Source organism: Cellulomonas massiliensis JC225 (assembly GCF_000312005.1).
Classification (GTDB): Bacteria; Actinomycetota; Actinomycetes; order Actinomycetales; family Cellulomonadaceae; genus Cellulomonas; species Cellulomonas massiliensis.
On the sequence record NZ_HE978588.1, the window covers coordinates 960,735 to 981,155 of the forward strand.

Consider the following 20,421-nt stretch of genomic DNA (forward strand, 5'->3'; position numbering starts at 1 on the left):
ACGGCGTCCGCGGCCGCCCGCATCATGACCGGCGCCCCGGTGCCGGCGGGCGCGGACGCCGTCGTCCCCGTCGAGCAGACCGACGGCGGGACGGCAACGGTCGAGCTGCGGGCCGCCGCCGCGCCGGGCGCGTCCGTGCGCCGGGCAGGCTCCGACGCGGCGGCCGGCGACCTCGTCCTGGCGGCCGGTACGCTCGTCGGCCCGGGGCACGTCGCCGCGATCGCCGCGCTGGGGCTCGCCGAGGTCCGCACGCACCGGCGCCCCCGCGTGGCCGTCCTCTCCACCGGTGACGAGCTCGTCGCGCCGGGCGCCCCGCTGCGGCACGGGCAGCTGCACGACTCCAACTCCTGGCTGCTCGCCGCGCAGGTGCGGGAGGCGGGCGGCGAGCCGGTGCGGCTCGGGCCGGTCCCCGACGACGTCGACGCGCTGCGCGCGCTGCTGGCCGGGCTCGACGGGGCCGTGGACGCGGTGGTCACGTCGGGTGGCGTGAGCATGGGCGCCTACGACGTGGTCAAGGCCGCGCTCGTCGGGTCCGACCTCGGCGCCGACGTGGAGCTCGTCACCGTCGCCGTGCAGCCCGGCAAGCCGCAGGCGCTCGGCCGGCTCCCCGGCGGCACGCCGTTCGTCGGTCTGCCCGGCAACCCGGTGAGCACGTTCGTCACGTTCGAGCTGTTCGTGCGGCCGGCCCTGCAGCGGATGCGCGGGCTGGCCGACGCGGAGCGCCCGACCGTCGAGGCGGTCGTCGACGAGGGCTGGCGCACCCCGCCCGGCCGCGCGCAGGTGATGCCGGTGCGCTGGGTGGGGACCTCCCCTCGTCGCGTCGCGCCCGCCAGCACGGGCGGCTCGGGCTCCCACCTGGTCGCCCGCCTCGCGCTGCTCGATGCGCTCGCGGTCGTCCCCGCCGAGGTCGACCGGGTCGAGCCCGGCGACACCGTGACCGTCCTGGAGGTCTCCCGATGAGCGACCAGCCCTTCACCCACCTCGACGCCGCCGGGCACGCGCGGATGGTCGACGTGACCGCCAAGCAGCCGACGGTGCGTGCCGCGCGCGCGTCGGGCCGCGTGGTGTGCGCGCCGGAGGTGGTGGACGCGCTGCGCTCCGGCACGGTGCCGAAGGGCGACGTGCTCGCCGTGGCGCGGGTCGCCGGCATCGCCGCGGCCAAGCGGACCCCCGAGCTGCTCCCCCTCGCGCACGTCATCGGCGTGCACGGCGTGGTCCTCGACGTCGAGGTCGTCGACGACGGCGTGCGCGTCGAGGCGACCGTCCGGACGGCGGACCGCACCGGCGTCGAGATGGAGGCGCTCACGGCCGTCTCCGTCGCGGCGCTCGCCGTCGTCGACATGGTGAAGGGCCTGGACAAGGGCGTGCGCATCGCCGACGTCCGGCTCGAGGAGAAGACGGGCGGGCGCTCCGGCACGTGGCGTCGCGAGGACTGACCCGCAGGCGTGCGGGCCGTGCGACCATGACGAGGTCCGCGCCCTCGCGGGCACCCCGACGAGCCACCGCCCGAGGAGCGACGTGATCACCGTCCGGTACTTCGCCGCCGCCGCCGAGGCCGCCGGCGCGGACGAGGAGCGCGTGCCCGCGGGCCGCCTCGCGACCGTGCGCGCCGGGCTCGTCGAGCGCCACGGCGACGCGCTGGACGTGATCCTCCAGCGGTGCGCGCTGCTCGCCGACGGCGTGCGGCTGGGCCCGGACGACGACGTCCCCGACGGCGCGACGCTCGACGTCCTGCCGCCGTTCGCGGGCGGCTGACGCGATGAGCACCACCGACGCCCCGCGGCACACGCGCGCCCCGTCGCCGGAGGCGGAGCCCGACGGCCCTCGTTCGCCGCTGGCCCGCACGCTCGTCCCCGTGCTCGTCACCGTCGCGACGCTGCTCGTCGTCTGGCGCGTGCAGGCCGTGGCCGTCCGCGACCTCACCGGGCTGGTCTGGACGGACGACGAGATGGGGCCGCTCGCGACGTCCCGGCTGCTCGCGGGCGTCGGCGAGCCGCTCGCGCTCGCGCACATGAGCTACTACCCGCTCTGGGCGGTCGTCCTCGTGCCGATCTGGTGGCTGACGTCGGACCCGGCGGAGGCGTACCGGCTGGCCGTGACGCTCTCGGCGCTGTGCGCGACGCTGCTCGTCCTGCCGCTGGCCGCCCTCGCGCGCCGGCTGCGCCTCTCGACGACCGCCGCGGTGCTCGTCGCGGGCGTCGTGGCGGTCGCGCCCGGGCGGACCGTGTACTCGGGCTTCGCGCTCATCGAGAACTTCCTCATGCTCGTCGTCGCGACCGCGCTGCTGCTGGGCGTGCGGTACGCGGAGCGGCGCACCGTCGGGCGGGCCGTGTGGTTCGGCCTCGGGGCCGCCGCGATGTTCGTGGCGCACGGGCGGATGGTCGGGGTCGTCGGCGTCACGGTGGCGTGGTTCGCGCTCGACGCGTGGCTCTCGCGCGGGGACCGCCGGCGGGCGGCCGTCGTGGGCGGGCTCGTGACCGTCGGCGCCGCCGTCGCCGGGTACGTGTTCCACCACGCGCTGGCCGCACAGCTCTACGCCGACGCGTCGGGGCGCGAGTCGGAGGGGCTCAACCGCATCCTGTCGGGCGAGCTCGCCCAGGCGCTCATGTCGGCGCTGGGGCAGGTCTGGTACGCAGCAGCGGCGTGGCTGGGGCTCCCGGTGCTCGGGGCCTGGGTGGTCTGGCGGCTGTGCCGGCGGGAGTGGCGCGCGCGGTCCGTGGGCATGGGCGCGTGGCTCGCCGCGGCCACGCTCGTCACGTACGCGATCAGCGTGCTCACGTGGTCGGCGCCGCTCGACCGCGAGGCCAGCCGGCTCGACATCATCAGCTACGGCCGGTACATCGAGCCGTTCCTGGTGCTGCTCGCGACCGCGGGGCTCGCGCTCCTCGCCCGCCGCCGCACCCCGCCGCGCTCGGCGCTGCTGCTGGCCGTCGGCGTCGTGGTGGGCTCGTGGCTGCTCTTCTGGGTGCTCGTCCTGCCCGGTCGTGACCCGCACGGGTGGTGGGCGCCGATCAACGTGCCCGCCCTGCTGGGCTGGGTCTGGAACGGCCACGAGCGTCCGCAGTGGTACCTCGCGACGCTCTGGTCGTCCGTCGCCGTCGTCGTGTACCTGCTCGTCCGGCGGTGGCTGGTCGCGCGCAGGCTCGTCGTGGCCGCGATCGGCGTGCTCTTCGCGATCGGCTCCGTGCTCGCCCAGACGCAGTACCTGCGGCAGTGGTCGCAGGACACCGGGCGCGCGCCCGGCCTCGTGGGCGTGGTGGAGCAGCTCGACGTCGACGCCGTCGCGTACGACGTGGCCGGCACGGACTGGACGGGGCAGAACCTGTTCCAGTTCTGGCTGCTGGAGGACCACCGCGTCGACGTCTTCGACTCCTCGCTCGGGCAGGCCCCGGCCGACGACCTGGTGATCTCCCGCCGGGAGTGGCCCGCCGCCGCGTCGCTCGGCGCGACGCTCGTCGCGACGAGCGAGCGCAACGAGGCGCTGTGGGTGCTGCCCGGCGCGCTGCACGACGAGCTCGCGGCCGAGGGCCGGCTGCTGGCCGACCCGTCCGGCCGCGTGCAGGGCTTCGCGGCGACCGCCGAGCGCACCGACGCCGACGCCGACGCGCCGCTGCCGCCCGCGGGCGGGTCGGCCGACCTGCGCGTGACGAACACCGGCACCAGCCCGTGGCCGCGCGCCGAGCAGGAGAACGAGCACCCGGTGCGGATCCTGCTGCGCTGGCCGCGGGCCGGCGGCGGCGTGGCCGAGCAGGTCGTCGGGCTGCGCACGACCGTGCTGCCCGGCACCTCGGTGTGGGTGCGGGTCGTCCTGGCGCCACCGCCGGACCCGGCCGGGCCGGCGCAGGTCGTCGTCGCGCAGGAGGGCTACGGCGACCTCGGCGGGCCGCTGCTCGAGCTGCCGGTCGCCGCGGGCTGACCGCGCGGCTCAGGCGCCGTCGACCCGCCGCAGGAACGTCAGGAGCGCCTCGGCGAGACGCTCGGGCGCCTCGAGCGCGACGTGGTGCCCGACCCCGTCGAGCTGCACCGCGGTGACGTCGTCGGCGACCTGCCGCATCGTCTGCTCCGTGAACGCGCCTCCCCCGCCGCCGACCGCCAGCACCGGCACGGTCAGCCGGTGCGCCTCGGCGCGGGCGCGCGTCTCGTCGCCCTCCGTGAGCACCGAGCGGTACAGGCCGCTCGCGCCGCGCCAGGCGTCCGGCCGGGCGTAGGTCCGGACGAGCTCGTCGAGGTCCTCGTCGGTGACGGCGCCGGGAACCGCGGTCATGCCGGCGAACCAGGCGGCGAGGAACGCGCGCTCGCGGCCGGGCAGCAGCAGCTCGGGGACGCCGGGCGCGGCGAGGGCGCCGATGTGCCAGGAGCCGCCGTGCGTGACGTCGGCGAGCGCCTCGAGCCCGAACCCCGCCAGGCCCATCTCGACGGCGGTGAGGCTGCGGACGTCCTCGGGGTGCTCGGTCGCGACCCGGTGGACCACGCCGCCGGCGACGTCCTGGCCGACGAGATGGACGGGACCGAGCCCGAGCTCGACGACGAGCCGGTGCAGGTCGTCGGCGCTCTCGGCGCTCGTGTGCTCCGGCCCCGCGGCGCTGGAGTCGCCGAAGCCCCGCAGGTCGACCGCGACGACGCGGTGCTCGGTGGCCAGCAGCGGCAGCAGCCGGTGGAACGTCCACCAGGTCTCCGGGAAGCCGTGCACGAGCAGCACCGGGCTGCCGGACGCGCCGGTGGTGACGTGGTGGAGCTCGGCGTCGGGCAGGCGGGTCGTGCGGTGCTGCAGGTCGGTGCTCGTCATGTCCGTCTCCGTGGATCGACAACCATGTTGTCCACCCACTCTAGACAACGCGGTTGTCGATGTCGACGGTTAGGCTGCGCCGCATGTCCCGGTCCGGTGCCGACCTCGCCCTGCTCCTGCTCGGCAGCTACCGCCGGCTCGTCGACACGGTGGTGGAGGAGCTCGCGGCACGCGGCCACCCCGACGTGCGGCCCGCCCACGACTTCGCGATGCGCGCCGTCGCCGCCGGTGCCGACAGCGCCTCCGAGCTCGGGCGGCGGCTCGCCGTCTCGAAGCAGGCCGCCGCCAAGACCATCGCCGTCCTGCTCGAGCGCGGCTACCTCGAGCGCGAGCCCGACCCGCACGACGCCCGCCGCAAGCGCCTGACCGTCACCGCACGCGGCTGGGACGTCATGCACCAGGGCGAGGCGATCTTCGACGAGCTGCGCGCGGACTGGGCGCGCAGGCTCGGGGCCGACGAGCTCGCGCGGCTGGAGCAGCACCTGGCGGCCATCGCCGGGGACCGCGCCGTCCAGGTCGGCGAGCCCGGCTGGGCGTCGCAGGCGCTCGACTGACGCCGCCGCCGGCCGGCGGCCGTCAGCCGCCGATCGCGCTCATCGGGCGGTCGGGCTGGACGAACGCCGGCTCGCCGATGTCGTGGCCCGCCTTCTTGCCCGCGAGGCAGTGCACGAACGCCTCGGCCAGCAGCGCGTCGGTGGCGTCGGGGCCGCCGTCGTCCGCGCGCAGGACGACGCGCGTGTCGACCTCCGTCCGGGCGAACAGGCACGCCCGGAGCTGGCCGTCCGCGGTGAGCCGCAGCCGGTCGCACGCGGAGCAGAACGGCGCCGTGACCGACGCGATCACACCGACCGTCGCCGGGCCGCCGTCGACGAACCACAGCTCGGCGGGCGCCGCGCCGCGCCCCGGCACCTCGGTGAGCGTGAAGGCGGCCGAGAGCCGATCGAGGATCTCGGCCTGCGACACCATCGCCGTGCGGTCCCAGGTGTGCCCGCCGTCGAGCGGCATCTGCTCGATGAACCGCATCTGGTAGCCGCGCTCGACGGCGAACCGGGTGAGCGCGACGACCTCGTCGTCGTTGACGCCGCGCATGGCCACCGCGTTGACCTTGACGGGCCACAGCCCGGCGGCGTCGGCGGCGGCGAGCCCGGCGAGCGTGTCGTCGAGCCGGTCGCGGCGCGTGAGGGCGACGAACCGCTCGCGGTCGAGCGTGTCCAGGCTGACGTTCACGCGCTGCAGTCCCGCGTCGCGCAGCGGCCCCGCGAGCCGCGGCAGGCGCAGCGCGTTGGTGGTGAGGGAGAGCTCCGGCGGGCCGTCCGGGCCCTCGAGCGCGGCGAGCCGGCGGACGACGTCGACGACGTCCGGGCGCAGCAGCGGCTCGCCGCCCGTGAGCCGGATCTCCGTGATGCCGAGGCTCACGCCGACGGCGGCGACGCGGACGAGCTCGTCGGTGCTGAGCAGCTCGTCGCGCGGCAGCCACGGCACGCCGTCGGCCGGCATGCAGTACGTGCAGCGCAGCGAGCACCGGTCGGTGAGCGAGATCCGCAGGTCGCGGTGCGGGCGCCCGAACCGGTCGACGAGCCGTGAGGGCGTCCCCCCAGCCTCCGCCGCCGGGCGCGGTGCGGTCGTCGTCACAGCCCGACCCAGACGTGCGAGCCGTCGGCCAGGATCTCGCGCTTCCACACCGGCAGCTCCGCCTTGACGGCCTCGACCAGCGCACGGCACGCGTCGAACGCCTCGGCGCGGTGCTCCGACGAGACGGCCGCGACGATCGCCGGCTCGCCGACCCGCAGGTGGCCGGTCCGGTGGCTCACGGCCACCGCCAGCACGCCACGCTCGGCGGCGACCTTCTCGGCGATCGTCCGCAGGACCTCGGCCGCGTCCGGGTGGGCGCTGTACTCGAGGGCGACGACCGCGCCCTCGACCGCGGGGTCGTGGTCGCGGACCGTGCCGACGAACGTCGCGACCGCTCCCGCGCGCGGGCCGCTGACCTGTTCCACGTGGAACCCCAGGTCGAGCGGTGCCGCGTCGAGCCGTGCGACGACGGTCATGCGTGCGCCTGCGCGGGTGCGTGGTCGCCGCCGCGGACCTGGTCGAGCACGTGGTCCACGAGCGGGAGGACGAGCTCGAGGCCCTGGACCACGCCGCGCGGCGACCCCGGCAGGTTGACGACGAGCGCCCCGCCGGCGGTCACGCCGGCGAGGCCGCGTGAGAGCACGGCCGTCGGCACCGTGCGCGCTCCTTCGCGCCGGAGCGCCTCGGCGATGCCCGGCAGCTCCCGGGCCAGCAGCGGGCGGGTGCCCTCGGGCGTCTCGTCGCGGGGACCGACACCGGTGCCGCCGCAGGTGACGACGAGCGGGGAGTCGGCGACCGCCGCCCGCAGCGCCTCGGTGACCGAGCTCGCACCGTCGGGCACGACGCGCACGTCCGCCGTCCAGCCGGCCTCGAGGAGCCGCTCGGCCGCGGCCGGCCCGGACAGGTCGGGACGGTGCCCGGCCGCGCTGCGGTCGGACACGACGACGACGACCGCACGCCGGGGGATGCCCACCCGGCCAGCGTACGGGCGGCCGCCCGCGCCGGCAGCGCCCGCCGTGGCTCCTGACCCACGGACGCCGACGCCCGGCAACGGCACGGGTAGGCTGTGCGAGGCGCACCCAGCGCCCGACAACTTCACACGCTGCTCGAACCGCGGCGGGAGAGCCCGCCCACGGCGGCGCCGAAGGAGCAACCCTCCCCGGGAATCTCTCAGGCCCCTGTACCGCCGCGGCGAGGCAACTCTGGAAAGCGGCCCGGTCCTCCGGGTCCACCGACGGTGCAAGTCGGCGCGCCCCGGACCTCATGGGTCACGGCGGACCGGCAAAACTCTCAGGTCGCGTGCCCCGGTGCGCGGATGACAGAGCGGGGAGCCTGCCCGTCCGGGCCTCGGACGCGTGCAGCCACCCACCCGCCCCGCCAGGACGACCGACCGCGAGGAGTCCGTGTGACCGACCTGCCGACGATCCCGAAGGACTCGCCCGCGACGAACGGCGCGCACCCCGCCTTCACCGACGCGACCGGCATCGCGGCCATCCCGCACGCCGCCGACGCGGCGCACGCCCCGGACCAGGCGGTGGCGCTGACCGCCGTCGAGCACACGCCGGCCGCGACCGCGTTCGTCGACCGGCACGTGGGCCCGCGCGGCCGCGAGGTGGACGCGATGCTGGAGGCGGTCGGCTACGAGAGCCTCGACGCGCTCATCGACGCCGCCGTGCCCGCCTCGATCCGGACGGGCCGCCCGCTCGACCTGCCGGCCGCCCGCTCCGAGGAGCAGGTGCTCGCGGCGCTGCGCACGATCGCGGGCCGCAACCGCGTGATGACGCAGATGATCGGGCAGGGCTACTCCGACACCGTCACGCCGCCGGTGATCCGCCGCAACGTGCTCGAGTCGCCCGCCTGGTACACCGCGTACACCCCGTACCAGCCGGAGATCTCGCAGGGCCGCCTCGAGGCGCTGCTGAACTTCCAGACGATGGTCTCCGACCTCACGGGGCTGGACGTCGCGAACGCGTCGCTGCTCGACGAGGCCACCGCCGTGGCCGAGGCGGTCGCGCTCATGTGGCGCGCGCAGAAGGGCAGGGCGGGCACCGTCGTCCTCGACTCCGAGCTGTTCGCGCAGTCCGTCGCCGTCACGCTGGGCCGCGCCGAGGCGGTCGGCCTGCCGGTCGTCGTCGCGGACCTGAGCGACGGCCTGCCGGAGGTCGAGGGCGACCTCATCGGCGTCGTCCTGCAGCAGGTCGGCGCGTCCGGCGTGGTGCGGGACCTCGCGCCGCTCGTCGCGCAGGCGAAGGAGCGGGGGGCGACGGTCACCGTCGCGGCGGACCTGCTGGCGCTGACGCTGCTGACCTCGCCGGGCGAGCTCGGCGCCGACGTCGCGGTGGGCTCCGCGCAGCGCTTCGGCGTGCCGCTGTTCGGCGGCGGTCCGCACGCGGCGTTCATGGCGGTGCGCACCGGCCTGGAGCGGACGCTGCCGGGGAGGCTCGTCGGGGTGTCGATCGACGCCGACGGCGCGCCGGCCTACCGGCTCGCGCTGCAGACCCGCGAGCAGCACATCCGCCGCGAGAAGGCGACGAGCAACATCTGCACCGCGCAGGCGCTGCTGGCCATCGTCGCGTCGATGTACGCCGTCTACCACGGCCCGGACGGGCTGCGCCTCATCGCCGAGCGCGTGCACGAGCGGGCCGTCGGGCTCGCCGCCCGCCTGCGCGCGCTGGGCGTCACCGTCGAGCACGCGACGTTCTTCGACACGGTCCGCGTGGCGCTGCCGGGCGGCGCGCGCGCCGTCGTGGCGGCCGCGGCCGAGCGGGGCGTCAACCTGTGGGCCCCGGACGCGGACCACGTCCAGGTCGCGTGCGACGAGGCGACGACCGAGGAGCACGTCGAGCGCGTGGTCCAGGCGTTCGCCGCCGTCGTCGTGCCCCCGGACGCCATCCGGACGCCGGCGCACGAGACGCCGGACCCGGCCCTCCCGGCCTGGGCGCGGCGCACCTCGCCGTACCTGCAGCACCCGGTCTTCCACCTGCACCGCTCCGAGACGGCGATGCTGCGCTACCTGCGGCGCCTGTCGGACAAGGACCTCGCGCTCGACCGGACGATGATCCCGCTCGGCTCGTGCACGATGAAGCTCAACGCGACGGTCGAGATGGAGCCCATCTCCTGGCCCGAGTTCGCGAGCATCCACCCGTTCGCGCCGGCCGACCAGGTGCAGGGCTACGCCCAGCTCGTCGGCGAGCTGCAGGAGTGGCTGGCCGAGATCACCGGGTACGCCGCGGTGTCCGTCCAGCCCAACGCGGGCTCGCAGGGCGAGCTCGCCGGCCTGCAGGCGATCCACGCCTACCACCGCGCGAACGGCCAGCCCGAGCGCGACGTCTGCCTCATCCCCGCCTCCGCCCACGGCACGAACGCCGCGTCGGCCGCGCTCGCGGGCCTGCGGGTCGTCGTCGTCGCGACGGCGCCGGACGGGTCGATCGACCTCGACGACCTGCGCGCGAAGCTCGAGCAGCACGGCCCGCGGGTCGCGGCGATCATGATCACGTACCCCTCGACGCACGGCGTCTACGAGGAGGGCGTGCGCGACGTGTGCGACCTCGTGCACGACGCGGGCGGCCAGGTCTACATCGACGGCGCGAACCTCAACGCGCTGGTCGGCCTCGCGCGGCCGGGCGAGCTCGGCGGCGACGTGAGCCACCTCAACCTGCACAAGACGTTCTGCATCCCGCACGGCGGCGGCGGCCCGGGCGTCGGCCCGGTCGCGGTCGCGGCGCACCTCGCGCCGTACCTGCCGGCCGACCCGACCCCGGGCGCGGCGACGACGACCGGCGCGCCGCCGGTCTCCGCGGCGCCGTGGGGCTCGGCGGGCATCCTGCCGATCTCGTGGGCGTACGTCGCGCTCATGGGCGGCCCCGGGCTGCGGCTCGCGACCGAGACGGCCGTGCTCGCGGCCAACTACCTGGCCACGCGCCTGACCGAGCACTTCCCGGTGCTCTACACCGGCCCGGACGGGCTCGTCGCGCACGAGTGCATCCTCGACCTGCGCGAGATCACCAAGCGCACCGGCGTCACCGCGGAGGACGTCGCGAAGCGGCTCATGGACTACGGCTTCCACGCGCCGACCCTGAGCTTCCCCGTCGCGGGCACGCTCATGGTCGAGCCGACCGAGAGCGAGGACCTCGCGGAGCTCGACCGGTTCGTCGAGGCGCTCGTCGCGATCAAGGGCGAGATCGACCAGGTCGAGCAGGGCGTCCTGGCGGTCGAGGACTCGCCGCTGCGGCACGCGCCGCACACCGCCGCGAGCGTGAGCCGGGACGAGTGGACGCACGGCTACGGTCGGGAGGCCGCGGCGTTCCCGGTGCCGTCGCTGCGGGCGGGCAAGTACTGGCCGCCCGTGCGCCGCATCGACGGCGCGCGCGGCGACCGCCAGCTCGTCTGCTCGTGCCCGCCCGTCGAGGCGTACGCGTGACGGGCCGGGGCACGACGACGAGCACCACCGGCGACGAGCCGAGCGGGACGAGGACGAAGGGCGGACGACGATGACCGGCACCGACCAGTCGACGAGCGAGGACCTGCTGTCCCCGCTGCACGAGGAGCACGTCGCGCTCGGCGCCGCGCTGACGTCGTTCGCGGGCTGGCAGATGCCGCTGCGCTACACGTCGGACATCGCCGAGCACCAGGCCGTGCGGACCGCCGCCGGGCTGTTCGACCTCTCGCACATGGGCGAGCTCGAGGTCGCCGGTCCGCAGGCGGCCGCGGCGCTGGACGCCGCGCTCGTCGGCAACCTCACGGCGCTCGCCGTCGGCCGCGCCCGCTACACGATGATCTGCGCCCCCGACGGCGGGGTCATGGACGACCTCGTCGTCTACCGCATCGAGGACGAGCTGTTCCTCGTCGTCGCGAACGCCTCGAACGTCGAGGTCGTGCGCGACGCGCTGACGGCCCGCATCGAGCCGTACGACGCCTGGCTCGTCGACGCCTCGCTCGGCACCGCCCTCATCGCGGTGCAGGGCCCGCAGGCCGAGGAGATCGTCGCGTCCGTCACGGCGCCGGAGGACGTCGACGCGGTGCGCGGGCTCAAGTACTACGCCTGGGTGCCGGGCACGGTCGCCGGCGTGCACGCCCGCGTCGCCCGCACCGGCTACACGGGCGAGGACGGCTTCGAGCTCTTCGTGCCGGCCGAGCAGGCCGCGGGCGTGTGGCGCACGGTGCTGGCCGCCGGCGCGGACCGCGGCCTGGTGCCCGCCGGCCTCTCCGCGCGCGACAGCCTGCGCCTGGAGGCCGGGATGCCGCTCTACGGCAACGAGCTCGACCGCACGACGACGCCGCACGACGCCGGCCTCGGGCGCGTCGTGCGGCTCGACAAGACCGACGCCGACGGCCGTCCGGTGGACTTCGTCGGGCGGTCGGCGCTGGAGGCGCGCGCCCAGTCCCAGCCCGCGCGTGTGCTCGTCGGGCTGCAGGGCCTCGGCCGCCGCGCCGCCCGACACGGGTACGCCGTCCTCGCGTCGTCCGAGGCGGGCGCCCCGCAGGTCGGGACCGTGACCTCCGGCGCGCCCTCCCCGACGCTGGGCCACCCCGTCGCGATGGCGTACGTGACCCCCGAGGTCAGCGCGCCGGGCACCGAGCTGGCCGTCGACGTGCGCGGCCGGGCCGAACCCGTGCGCGTCGTGGAGCTGCCGTTCTACCGTCGTCCTCGCTGACCTCGTCCGTCGCCGTCCCACCCGAGCCCTGGAGCCCTCATGAGCGAGCTGCCCACCACCCTGCACTACACCGCCGAGCACGAGTGGCTCGAGGACGGCGCCCCGTCGACCGTCGGGATCACCGCCCAGGCGGCCGAGGCGCTCGGCGACATCGTCTACCTCGAGCTGCCGGCCGTCGGGTCGTCCGTCGAGGCGGGCGCGGTCGTGGGGGAGATCGAGTCGACGAAGTCGGTCTCCGAGCTGTTCTCGCCGGTGTCCGGTACGGTCGTCGAGGTCAACCAGGCCGCGGTGGACGACCCCTCGCTCGTCAACTCCGAGCCCTACGGCGCCGGCTGGCTGCTCAAGGTCGACGTCACGTCGACCGGCCCGCTCCTCACCGCGGAGGAGTATGCGGCGCTCTCGGCCGGTTGATGCACCAACGCGGCTGATACACCGTTCGTGGTGAGATCGCCTCGCCCGTTCGGGTGACTTCCGGTGCCCGGTACCGGGCGGGTGTATCTCGCGGGCCGGGTTCCGGTCATTGTGGACGTCAGCGCGATCGGCGACGGCGGGGGAGTCGCGCGGGAAGATTGTCGGCCAAGTGCCGTCATGACTCCCCGGGGGCCCCCTCTCATCCGGTACGCAGCCCACCGTGGTCCCGGGACGCACCCCGGGGCCCGCAGCACCACCGGAGGACCACCATGAGCAGCATCCTCGAGACGAGTGAGCTCCGCACCGCTCACGAGTCGCTCACCCGCCGCGAGCGGGTCGTCCTGGCCGAGCTGGCCGAGGACGTCACGCTGGAGGAGATCGCGACGCGCCTCTTCGTGACCCGCAACACCGTCAAGTCGCAGGTCCGCAGCGTGTACCGCAAGATCGGCGTCTCCACGCGCGCCGAGGCCGTCGCCTGGGCCGTGGCGCACGGCATCCGCTGACAGCTCCAGCACCGTCCGCGGCGTCGGGCACGACGGCGCCGCACCCGGTCCGGCCGCACACCGGACCGCAGGGCCGAGCAGGTCGGGGACGCACGCCCGACCTCGACCGGCCCGAGCGCGGCGCGACGCCCAGGGTGAAGCAGGCGCCCTGGACGGCCGCGCGCGCGCCGTGGCCGCCGACCGGCGGCTGGCAGACTCTCGACCATGACCGCACCCGTGCTCGTCGTCGCGGCCGCGATCGTCGACGACCTCGACGACCCGCGCGAGCTGCTCGCCGCGCGGCGCGCCCGCCCGGCCTCGCTCGCCGGGCGGTGGGAGTTCCCCGGCGGGAAGGTCGACCCCGGTGAGGCCCCCGAGGAGGCGCTGCACCGCGAGATCCGCGAGGAGCTGGGCGTGCGCATCGGGCTCGGTGCGGAGCTGGCGGGTCCCGACGAGGGCGCGTGGCGGCTCTCCGACCGGTACGTGATGCGGCTGTGGCTCGCGGAGGTCGTGGACGAGGGGGTGCCCGAGGCCCTCGTCGAGCACGACGCGCTGCGCTGGCTGCCCACCGGGCAGTGGCACGAGGTCCCCTGGCTCGACGCCGACGTCCGGATCGTCACGGCGCTCGCCGAGCGCATCGGCACCGCCGCCTCGCACCGCTGAGCCCCGCGGCCGCGCGTCGGCCGGTCAGGGGGTCCGGAGCGACGCGAGGCGGGCGACCGCCTCGTCCAGCAGGGCCGTCGACGTCGCGTAGTTGAGGCGCACGTGGCCGGCGCCCTGCGGGCCGAACGTGGTGCCCTGGTTGACCGCCAGGCGGTGGTCCTTCACGAGCCGACGGGACGGGTCCTCGTCGGGGACGACGTCACGCAGGTCGATCCAGGCGAGGTACGTCGCGGCGGGCGGCGTCCACCCGGCCTGCGGGAGCTGCTCGTCCAGGCGGGCGCGCAGGTGGGTCGCGTTGGCCCGCAGGTCTCCCAGCAGCTCGTCGAGCCACGCGTCGCCCTCCCGCATCGCCGCGACCTGCGCGACGACGGCCACGTGCTGCACGCCGTGGCCGACGATCTCCGGCATCCGGGCCAGCGTCGCGGCCGCCTCGGGGCCCGGGACAGCGACGGCGGCGCGCAGGCCCGCGAGGTTGAACGCCTTGGACGCCGAGTGCAGCGCGACCGCGTCCGGGATGACGGTGGTCGTGGGGACGAACGTGCCGGTGAGGACGAGCGGGGCGTGGATCTCGTCGGCGACGACGGCGACGCCGTGCCGGTGCGCCAGCTCGCCGACGGCGGCGAGCTCCTCGGCGGTGTGCACCGTGCCGGTCGGGTTGTGCGGCTGGCAGAGCAGCAGCGCCGGGCGGCGCGACGCGCGGGCGGCCCGCTCGAACGCGGCCTCGAGCGCCGCGAGGTCCAGGCGGTGCCCGGCCGTGAGGGGTGCCGTCTCCACGCGGCGGTCGGCGTGCTCCACGAACGCGTAGAACGGCGGGTACACGGGCGGCGTCACGACCACCGCGTCGCCGGGCTCGGTGACGAGCCGCAGGACCTCGGCGACGCCCGTCATCACGTCGGCCACCGGGCTCATCGTGCGCGGGTCGGGCGACCACCCGTAGCGGCGCTCCGCCAGCTCGGCGAACGCCTCGGCGTACGCAGGGCCGTGGTCGTACCCGGTGTCGCCGCGCAGCATCGCGTCGTGGACCGCCTCGATCACCGCGTCCGGTGGCGTCACGTCCATCTCGGCGACGAACAGCGGCAGCACGTCCGGCGGGTAGGCCCGCCACTTCACGCTCGTCCGGGTACGCAGCTCGTCGAGGCTGAGGTCGAACAGGCTCACGCCCCGACGCTATCCCGGGTGCGCGCCGCCGTGCGCCGGGACGCCGACGGGCGCGCACCCGGTCAGGTGCGCGCCCGTCGGGGAGAGCGTGCTCAGAGGGTCGCGCGGACCGCCTGGGTCGCCCCGATGATGTGCTCGAGCGAGGGGGTGACCTCCTCGTACCGGCGGGTCTTGAGGCCGCAGTCCGGGTTCACCCAGAGCTGGTCGACGGCGATCGTGTTGACCGCCTCCGAGAGCAGCTCGCGGACCTCGTCCTGCGACGGGACGCGCGGCGAGTGGATGTCGTAGACGCCCGGGCCCACCGCGCGGGGGTACCCCGCCTTGGCGATGTCGGTGAGGATCTCCATCTTCGAGCGGGCCGCCTCGATGCTCGTCACGTCGGCGTCGAGGCCGTCGATGGCGCCCATGATCTCGCCGAACTCCGAGTAGCACAGGTGCGTGTGCACCTGGGTGTCCTCGCGGACGCCCGAGGTGGCCAGCCGGAACGCCGCGACAGACCAGTCGAGGTACGCCGCGTGGTCCTCGGCGCGCAGCGGGAGCAGCTCGCGGATCGCCGGCTCGTCGACCTGGATGATCGCGATGCCCGCGGCCTCCAGGTCGGCGATCTCGTCGCGCAGCGCCAGCGCCACCTGGTTGGCGGTGTCGCCGAGCGGCTGGTCGTCCCGGACGAACGACCACGCGAGGATCGTCACCGGGCCCGTCAGCATGCCCTTCATCCACTTGCTCGTCTGCTGCTGGGCGTACTGCGACCACGCGACCGTGATCGGCGCCGGGCGCGACACGTCGCCCCACAGGATCGACGGACGCGTGCAGCGCGACCCGTAGGACTGCACCCAGCCGTGCTGCGTGACGGCGAACCCGTCGAGGTTCTCCGCGAAGTACTGGACCATGTCGTTGCGCTCGGGCTCGCCGTGCACGAGCACGTCCAGCCCGATCCGCTCCTGCAGCTCGACGACGCGGCGGATCTCCGCCTTCATCTCGTCCTCGTACTGCTCCGCCGTCAGCTCGCCCTTGCCGAAGGCGGCGCGCGCCTTGCGGATGTCGGGCGTCTGCGGGAACGAGCCGATCGTCGTCGTCGGCAGCGGCGGCAGTGCGAGCCGCTCGGCCTGGGCGGCCTTGCGCGCGGCGAAGTCGCCGCGGCGGAACGCGTCCGCGTCGAGGGCGGCCAGGCGGTCGCGCACCTCCGGGCGGACGACGCCGGGGGCACCGGCGCGCGAGCGCACCGCGTCGGACGCCTCGAGCAGCTGCTCGTGGATCGCCTCGCGCCCCTCGGTGATGCCCTCGGCCAGCGTGACCACCTCGCGGACCTTCTGGTCGGCGAACGCGAGCCACGAGCGGAGCGTGGGGTCGAGCTGCGTCTCGACGTCCACGTCGTGCGGGACGTGGAAGAGGTTGGTCGACGTGCCGACCGCGACGGCGCCGGCCCCGATCACCTCGGCCCGCTCGAGGACGGCGAGCTTCGCGTCGAGGTCGGCGCGCCAGATGTTGTGGCCGTCCACCACGCCGACGACGAGGGTCTTGCTCTCGAGGCCGGGCACCGGCTCCGACGGGACCTGCCCCTTGACCGCGTCGATCGCGACGGCCTCGACGTCGGTGGACGCCAGTACCGGCAGCGCGGCGCCGAGGTCGCCGTAGGGAGCGGCGACGAGGATCGCCGGCCGCTCGGGGCGCGCGAGCTCGGTGGCCAGCGCACGGTACGTCTCGACGACGGCGGCGAGCAGCTGCTCGGTGGGCACGGCGATCGAGTCGGAGACGAGCGCCGGCTCGTCGAGCTGGACCCAGGTCGCGCCCGCCGCGGCGAGGTCGCGCAGCAGCTCGGCGTAGACCGGGACGAGGTCGGGCAGGCGGTCGATCGGGGAGAAGCCCTCCGGCGCGTCCTCGGTGGCCTTGGCGAGCGCGAGGAACGTCACCGGACCGACGACGACGGGTCGCGTCTGCACGCCGTCCGCGAGCCCCTCGGCGAACTCGCGCACCGGGCGGTCGCTCGCGTAGCGGAACGTCGTCGAGGGCCCGATCTCCGGGACCAGGTAGTGGTAGTTCGTGTCGAACCACTTCGTCATCTCGAGCGGCAGGTCGTCGCCGCGGCCGCGCGCGACCGTCGAGTAGCCGGCGAGGTCCACGCCGCCGCGCTCGTCGACCAGGTCGGCGAAGCGGGCGGGGATCGCGCCGACCACGGCTGCCGCGTCCAGCACCTGGTCGTAGAACGAGAAGGCGCTCGGGATCGCGGGCACGTCGGTGGGCAGGCCGAGCTCGGCGAGGCGGGCGCGGGTGCGGCGGCGCAGGTCGGCGGCGGTGGCCTCGACCTCGTCGGCCGACGACCGGCCGGCCCAGAACGCCTCGATGGCCTTCTTGAGCTCACGGTTCGGGCCGATGCGGGGGTAGCCGAGGACGGTCCCGGTGGGGAACGTCGCGGCGGGCGAGTCGGTCATGGTTCCTCTCGTTGCTTCTCACGGCGAGGGGTGGCCCTCGGTCAGGTCGGACGCCGCGCGGGCGCCCGGGTCAGTCCGTCGGCCGGTCCGCGCGGCGCGGCCCGTCCAGGAGGTCGGCGCCGTCGAGCAGGTCGAGCGCGGCGTCGTGCTTGTTGAACGTGTAGAGGTGGACGCCGGGGGCGCCGCCGTCGAGCAGGCCCTTGATGAGGTCGACGCCCGCGCGCACGCCCCGGCGGTGGCGCTCGGCCTCGTCGTCGGCGGCGCCCAGCAGGTCGAGCAGCTCGCGCGGCACCGGCACGCCCGTGAGCTCCTGCACGCGCAGCAGCCGGGCGGGATCGGTCGACGGGATGAGCCCCGGGATGATCGGGATCGTCACGCCGGCCTCGCGCGCCTCGGCCACGAGACCCAGGTACGCCTCGGCGTCGTAGAACACCTGGGTGATCGCGAAGTCGGCGCCGGCCTCCTGCTTGGCGAGCAGCGACGCGACGTCCTGCGCGCGCGTGCCGCCCGTCGCCGCGTTGCCGCGCGGGAACGCGGCGACCGCGATGGACAGGGGCCGCACCCGGGCCCGCACCGCCTGGGCAGGGCTGGTCGCGCACCGCTCGCGCTCGATCCGGCGCAGCAGGGCGACGAGCTCGCTCGCGGTGTGCAGTCCTTCGGGGTGGGGCTCCCACCCGGCGGACTCGGCCGGCGGGTCTCCCCGCAGTGCGAGGAACGACCGCACGCCCTCGTCGAGGAACTCGCCCACGATGGTCGCGATCTCCTCGCGCGAGGAGGCCACGCAGGTGAGGTGCGCGATCGGGTCGAGCGACGTCTCGCGCAGCAGCCGGCGCACCAGCGCCCGCGACGTCTCGCGCGTGCGTCCCGAGGCGCCGTAGGTGACGGAGACGAAGTCCGGGTGGGCGTCCTCGAGCCGGCGCACCGACTCCCACAGCCGCGGCGCCGCGTCGGGGTTGCGCGGGGGGAACAGCTCGAACGAGATGGTCGGGCGGTCGACCGCCGCGAGCGGGGCGGGAGCGACCCGGCGACCGGACGGGGACACCTCGGCCGAGCCGGAGCCCGCGACGGCGGAGGTCACGGCAGGGGGCGCGGTCACGGCGCTCACGCCGTGCGTCCGGGTGCGCTCGGGCACACGTTCATCATGCACTCCATCGACCCTGGCGGAAGCACCCACACCCTCGAGGAGGGGGGTTGCTGCGGCGTCGGGGAGCCAGGTCTCTCGGCCGCTCTGGATGGTGCGCCGATCGTAGATCCATGTTCACCAGGTGGGCAAGACTGCTCGAAACCTGAGACGGGCCGTCCCGCGCCGGCGCGGGGAACCGCACGCACCTGCGGCGTCGGACGGGGTCGGACCGCGTCCGTGCGGCCGGCCGACGCGAGCCGGCGCGCCGGCGCGGAGGGGTCAGACGAGCCGGCGCGTCGAGAGGCCGTGCTGCTGCGGGCGGGGCGGGCGCTGCGTCGGCACCTCGAACCACGCGGTGGGCGACCCGGCCGGCACGGAGAGCAGGCCGCTGGCCACGGCCTCCAGGATCCGCGCGTCGGGGGTGGCGTCGTCCCGCAGCGCCTCGTGCGCCTCGCGGACGGCGTCGTGCATGCCCTCCGGGTCAGGCGCCTGTTCCATGCGGGGCACCTTAGTTCGGACCGCCCGGCGCTTCGAGGATGAAACGTGCCGGACGACCCGAACGGGCGAATCGCCCGGATTCACGCGCCGCACGCCGCTCCGAGGCGCTCAGCCGACCGCCGACGGGCAGGTCGCCAGGTGGTCGTCGACGACCCCGCACGCCTGCATCGCCGCGTACGCGGTCGTCGGCCCGACGAACCGGAAGCCGAGGGACTTCAGCTCGCGGGCGAGCGCCTTGGACTCGGGCGTGGAGGCCGGCACCTCCGCCCAGGTGCGCGGCCGCGGACGGCCCGGCGCGGGGGCGTGCGACCACAGCACCTCGTCGAGCGTGCGCCCCTGCTCGTGCAGCGCCACGAGGGCCCGCGCGTTGGCCAGCGTGGCCTCGATCTTGAGCCGGTTGCGCACGATCCGGGCGTCCTGCAGCAGCCGCTCCACGTCGTGCTCGTCGTACCCCGCCACGGCCACGGGGTCGAAGTCCGCGAACACCTCTCGGAACGCCGGCCGCTTGCGCAGGATCGTGATCCACGACAGCCCCGACTGGAACCCCTCCAGGACGAGCCGCTCGAACAGCTGCTGCTCGCCGTGCACGGGCCGCGCCCACTCGTCGTCGTGATAGGCCTCGTAGAGGGGGTCGCCGTCGCCGAAGCAGCGCGGCATCACGACCGGCCGCGCGTCGTCCGGAGGGGACGGTGCGGCCGGTGCGGCCGGTGCGTCGATGAGTGGATCCGTGCTCGTCATGCCCCGAGTCTGGCGCGTCCGGCCGACACGTCGGCACCGCCCGCCCGCTCCCGGGGGACGTGCGGCCCGCACCGCCGGCCTGTGGGCGGCTCGTGGCGTCAGTGCGTCCGGCCCGCGAGGAGCGACGCCAGCCCGTCGAGGATCAGCCGCGTCCCGAGGTCCAGCTCGTCCTCCGCCGGGGCGTCGCCCGGCTCGTCGAAGACGCCGGCCGCGACCGCCCTCGCGATGGCCGGGTGCGACTGCGCCGTGACGAGGCGGCCGATGACCGCGTTCGGGTCCACCTGCTCGCCACCGTCCTGCTCCGCGACGGCCCGCCGGCGTGCGGCGTTCGCCTCGACCAGTCGCGCCCACTCGAGCTGGTGCGAGCTGAGCGCGCCGGTGACCTCGAGCTTCTCGCGCTCGCTCAGGGGCAGGCCGTCGAGGGCGGCGACCATCGCCTCCATCCAGGCGAGCCGGTTCGGACCGACGGCGAACAGCACCGAGGTCGTGCGGCTCATCCACGGGTGCGCCGCCAGGACGGGCTGCATGAGGCCCAGCAGCAGCTCCAGCCGGGCGCGCCAGTCGCCGACGTCCGGGCCCACCGCCGGGGGCCGGCCCGCCGCCCGGTCGGACATGAGCATGAGCACCTCGTCCTTCGACGAGACGTAGCGGTAGAGCGACATCGTCGTGAACCCGAGCGACTCGGCGAGCCGCGCCATCGACACGGCGTCCAGCCCCTCGCCGTCGGCCAGGTCGATCGCGGCGTCGGCGATCTGCTCGAGCGTCAGGCCCGGGCGCGGGCCGCGTCGCGGAGCGGCCGGCGGGCGCCACAGGACGGCGATGTCCGCCGGCAGGTCCTGCAGGTCGGGCGCGGCGTCCTCGACGCCCTCGGCCCGCTCGGCCTGGCGCCGCGCGCGGACGGCCTCGC

The 20,421-nt window shown here is 75.7% G+C and carries 20 protein-coding genes and 2 riboswitches; of the genes, 10 read left to right on the forward strand and 10 right to left on the reverse strand.

Going from position 1 to position 20,421, the window contains the following annotated elements:
• The 4 genes from HGCM_RS16870 to HGCM_RS04605 form a co-directional block, all read left to right on the forward strand.
• Window positions 1–960: molybdopterin molybdotransferase MoeA (locus HGCM_RS16870; RefSeq protein ID WP_019135698.1), on the forward strand; the 960-nt coding region annotated here is incomplete at its 5' end.
• The gene (moaC, locus tag HGCM_RS04595) at window positions 957–1,436 is read left to right on the forward strand and encodes a cyclic pyranopterin monophosphate synthase MoaC (protein WP_019135699.1); all 480 of its coding nucleotides are present in this window, start codon (window positions 957–959) and stop codon (window positions 1,434–1,436) included. The genes HGCM_RS16870 and moaC, both read left to right, overlap by 4 nt.
• A gap of 82 nt (window positions 1,437–1,518) precedes the next feature.
• Window positions 1,519–1,755, forward strand: a complete 237-nt coding sequence (locus HGCM_RS04600) for a MoaD/ThiS family protein (protein ID WP_019135700.1) — start codon at window positions 1,519–1,521, stop codon at window positions 1,753–1,755.
• A gap of 4 nt (window positions 1,756–1,759) precedes the next feature.
• On the forward strand, window positions 1,760–3,916 hold the full coding sequence (locus HGCM_RS04605) for a hypothetical protein (RefSeq protein WP_019135701.1): 2,157 nt from the start codon (window positions 1,760–1,762) through the stop codon (window positions 3,914–3,916).
• 9 nt (window positions 3,917–3,925) lie between these two features.
• Here HGCM_RS04605 and HGCM_RS04610 read toward each other — a convergent pair whose 3' ends face one another.
• Window positions 3,926–4,786 carry an alpha/beta hydrolase gene (locus HGCM_RS04610; RefSeq protein ID WP_019135702.1) on the reverse strand — a complete coding sequence of 287 codons (861 nt, stop codon included), beginning with the start codon at window positions 4,784–4,786 and terminating at the stop codon, window positions 3,926–3,928.
• An 83-nt stretch (window positions 4,787–4,869) separates the two neighbouring features.
• Here HGCM_RS04610 and HGCM_RS04615 point away from each other — a divergent pair, with 83 nt between their 5' ends.
• On the forward strand, window positions 4,870–5,340 hold the full coding sequence (locus HGCM_RS04615) for a MarR family winged helix-turn-helix transcriptional regulator (protein ID WP_019135703.1): 471 nt from the start codon (window positions 4,870–4,872) through the stop codon (window positions 5,338–5,340).
• Between the two features lie 22 nt (window positions 5,341–5,362).
• Here HGCM_RS04615 and moaA read toward each other — a convergent pair whose 3' ends face one another.
• Genes moaA through HGCM_RS04630 form a run of 3 tightly spaced genes read right to left on the reverse strand, consistent with a single transcriptional unit; the run spans window position 5,363 to window position 7,331 of the window.
• Window positions 5,363–6,418, reverse strand: coding sequence for a GTP 3',8-cyclase MoaA (gene moaA, locus HGCM_RS04620; RefSeq protein ID WP_019135704.1), 1,056 nt, complete (start codon window positions 6,416–6,418; stop codon window positions 5,363–5,365).
• Window positions 6,415–6,834 carry a molybdenum cofactor biosynthesis protein MoaE gene (locus HGCM_RS04625; RefSeq protein WP_019135705.1) on the reverse strand — a complete coding sequence of 140 codons (420 nt, stop codon included), beginning with the start codon at window positions 6,832–6,834 and terminating at the stop codon, window positions 6,415–6,417. The genes moaA and HGCM_RS04625 overlap by 4 nt, the downstream gene beginning before the upstream one ends.
• Window positions 6,831–7,331 carry a MogA/MoaB family molybdenum cofactor biosynthesis protein gene (locus HGCM_RS04630; protein ID WP_019135706.1) on the reverse strand — a complete coding sequence of 167 codons (501 nt, stop codon included), beginning with the start codon at window positions 7,329–7,331 and terminating at the stop codon, window positions 6,831–6,833. Before HGCM_RS04630 ends, HGCM_RS04625 begins: the two co-directional genes overlap by 4 nt.
• Window positions 7,332–7,465: 134 nt before the next feature.
• Window positions 7,466–7,554: riboswitch (glycine riboswitch) on the forward strand.
• 338 nt (window positions 7,555–7,892) lie between these two features.
• On the opposite strand from HGCM_RS04630, the gene gcvP reads away from it, so the two are divergent.
• The 5 genes from gcvP (at window position 7,893) to HGCM_RS04655 (ending at window position 13,568) form a co-directional block, all read left to right on the forward strand.
• On the forward strand, window positions 7,893–10,778 hold the full coding sequence (gene gcvP, locus HGCM_RS04635; RefSeq protein ID WP_246119486.1) for an aminomethyl-transferring glycine dehydrogenase: 2,886 nt from the start codon (window positions 7,893–7,895) through the stop codon (window positions 10,776–10,778).
• Between the two features lie 70 nt (window positions 10,779–10,848).
• A complete protein-coding gene (gene gcvT / locus HGCM_RS04640; protein WP_019135708.1) occupies window positions 10,849–12,012 on the forward strand; it encodes a glycine cleavage system aminomethyltransferase GcvT in 1,164 nt (387 codons plus the stop codon).
• Window positions 12,013–12,051: 39 nt separating this feature from the next.
• Window positions 12,052–12,423: a glycine cleavage system protein GcvH gene (gene gcvH, locus HGCM_RS04645; protein WP_019135709.1), complete on the forward strand. Its 372-nt coding sequence runs from the start codon at window positions 12,052–12,054 to the stop codon at window positions 12,421–12,423.
• A gap of 269 nt (window positions 12,424–12,692) precedes the next feature.
• On the forward strand, window positions 12,693–12,926 hold the full coding sequence (locus tag HGCM_RS04650; RefSeq protein ID WP_019135710.1) for a helix-turn-helix domain-containing protein: 234 nt from the start codon (window positions 12,693–12,695) through the stop codon (window positions 12,924–12,926).
• A gap of 204 nt (window positions 12,927–13,130) precedes the next feature.
• Window positions 13,131–13,568 carry a (deoxy)nucleoside triphosphate pyrophosphohydrolase gene (locus tag HGCM_RS04655; RefSeq protein WP_026075262.1) on the forward strand — a complete coding sequence of 146 codons (438 nt, stop codon included), beginning with the start codon at window positions 13,131–13,133 and terminating at the stop codon, window positions 13,566–13,568.
• A 24-nt stretch (window positions 13,569–13,592) separates the two neighbouring features.
• Here the strand turns inward: HGCM_RS04655 and HGCM_RS04660 are convergent, their stop codons facing one another.
• The 6 genes from HGCM_RS04660 to HGCM_RS16875 all read right to left on the reverse strand — a co-directional run.
• The gene (locus HGCM_RS04660) at window positions 13,593–14,726 is read right to left on the reverse strand and encodes a MalY/PatB family protein (protein ID WP_019135712.1); all 1,134 of its coding nucleotides are present in this window, start codon (window positions 14,724–14,726) and stop codon (window positions 13,593–13,595) included.
• Between the two features lie 92 nt (window positions 14,727–14,818).
• Window positions 14,819–17,155, reverse strand: a complete 2,337-nt coding sequence (gene metE, locus HGCM_RS04665) for a 5-methyltetrahydropteroyltriglutamate--homocysteine S-methyltransferase (protein WP_019135713.1) — start codon at window positions 17,153–17,155, stop codon at window positions 14,819–14,821.
• A gap of 70 nt (window positions 17,156–17,225) precedes the next feature.
• Window positions 17,226–18,287 carry a methylenetetrahydrofolate reductase gene (locus tag HGCM_RS04670; protein ID WP_019135714.1) on the reverse strand — a complete coding sequence of 354 codons (1,062 nt, stop codon included), beginning with the start codon at window positions 18,285–18,287 and terminating at the stop codon, window positions 17,226–17,228.
• A gap of 13 nt (window positions 18,288–18,300) precedes the next feature.
• Window positions 18,301–18,394, reverse strand: a riboswitch (SAM riboswitch).
• 163 nt (window positions 18,395–18,557) lie between these two features.
• Window positions 18,558–18,776: a hypothetical protein gene (locus HGCM_RS04675; protein WP_147572666.1), complete on the reverse strand. Its 219-nt coding sequence runs from the start codon at window positions 18,774–18,776 to the stop codon at window positions 18,558–18,560.
• Window positions 18,777–18,884: 108 nt separating this feature from the next.
• Window positions 18,885–19,433, reverse strand: a complete 549-nt coding sequence (locus HGCM_RS04680) for a DNA-3-methyladenine glycosylase I (RefSeq protein ID WP_040399426.1) — start codon at window positions 19,431–19,433, stop codon at window positions 18,885–18,887.
• 179 nt (window positions 19,434–19,612) lie between these two features.
• On the reverse strand, window positions 19,613–20,421 hold an 809-nt coding region (locus HGCM_RS16875), incomplete at its 5' end, for a TetR/AcrR family transcriptional regulator (RefSeq protein ID WP_019135717.1).

Excerpts from the sequence above, each read along its gene's own strand:
- moaC (WP_019135699.1), top strand. The coding sequence starts at position 957 with ATGAGCGACCAGCCCTTCACCCACCTCGACGCCGCCGGGCACGCGCGG.
- HGCM_RS04605 (WP_019135701.1), top strand. The coding sequence starts at position 1,760 with ATGAGCACCACCGACGCCCCGCGGCACACGCGCGCCCCGTCGCCGGAG.
- HGCM_RS04610 (WP_019135702.1), bottom strand. The coding sequence starts at position 4,786 with ATGACGAGCACCGACCTGCAGCACCGCACGACCCGCCTGCCCGACGCC.
- HGCM_RS04615 (WP_019135703.1), top strand. The coding sequence starts at position 4,870 with ATGTCCCGGTCCGGTGCCGACCTCGCCCTGCTCCTGCTCGGCAGCTAC.
- HGCM_RS04625 (WP_019135705.1), bottom strand. The coding sequence starts at position 6,834 with ATGACCGTCGTCGCACGGCTCGACGCGGCACCGCTCGACCTGGGGTTC.
- gcvT (WP_019135708.1), top strand. The coding sequence starts at position 10,849 with ATGACCGGCACCGACCAGTCGACGAGCGAGGACCTGCTGTCCCCGCTG.
- gcvH (WP_019135709.1), top strand. The coding sequence starts at position 12,052 with ATGAGCGAGCTGCCCACCACCCTGCACTACACCGCCGAGCACGAGTGG.
- HGCM_RS04650 (WP_019135710.1), top strand. The coding sequence starts at position 12,693 with ATGAGCAGCATCCTCGAGACGAGTGAGCTCCGCACCGCTCACGAGTCG.
- HGCM_RS04655 (WP_026075262.1), top strand. The coding sequence starts at position 13,131 with ATGACCGCACCCGTGCTCGTCGTCGCGGCCGCGATCGTCGACGACCTC.
- metE (WP_019135713.1), bottom strand. The coding sequence starts at position 17,155 with ATGACCGACTCGCCCGCCGCGACGTTCCCCACCGGGACCGTCCTCGGC.
- HGCM_RS04675 (WP_147572666.1), bottom strand. The coding sequence starts at position 18,776 with ATGGAACAGGCGCCTGACCCGGAGGGCATGCACGACGCCGTCCGCGAG.
- HGCM_RS04680 (WP_040399426.1), bottom strand. The coding sequence starts at position 19,433 with ATGCCGCGCTGCTTCGGCGACGGCGACCCCCTCTACGAGGCCTATCAC.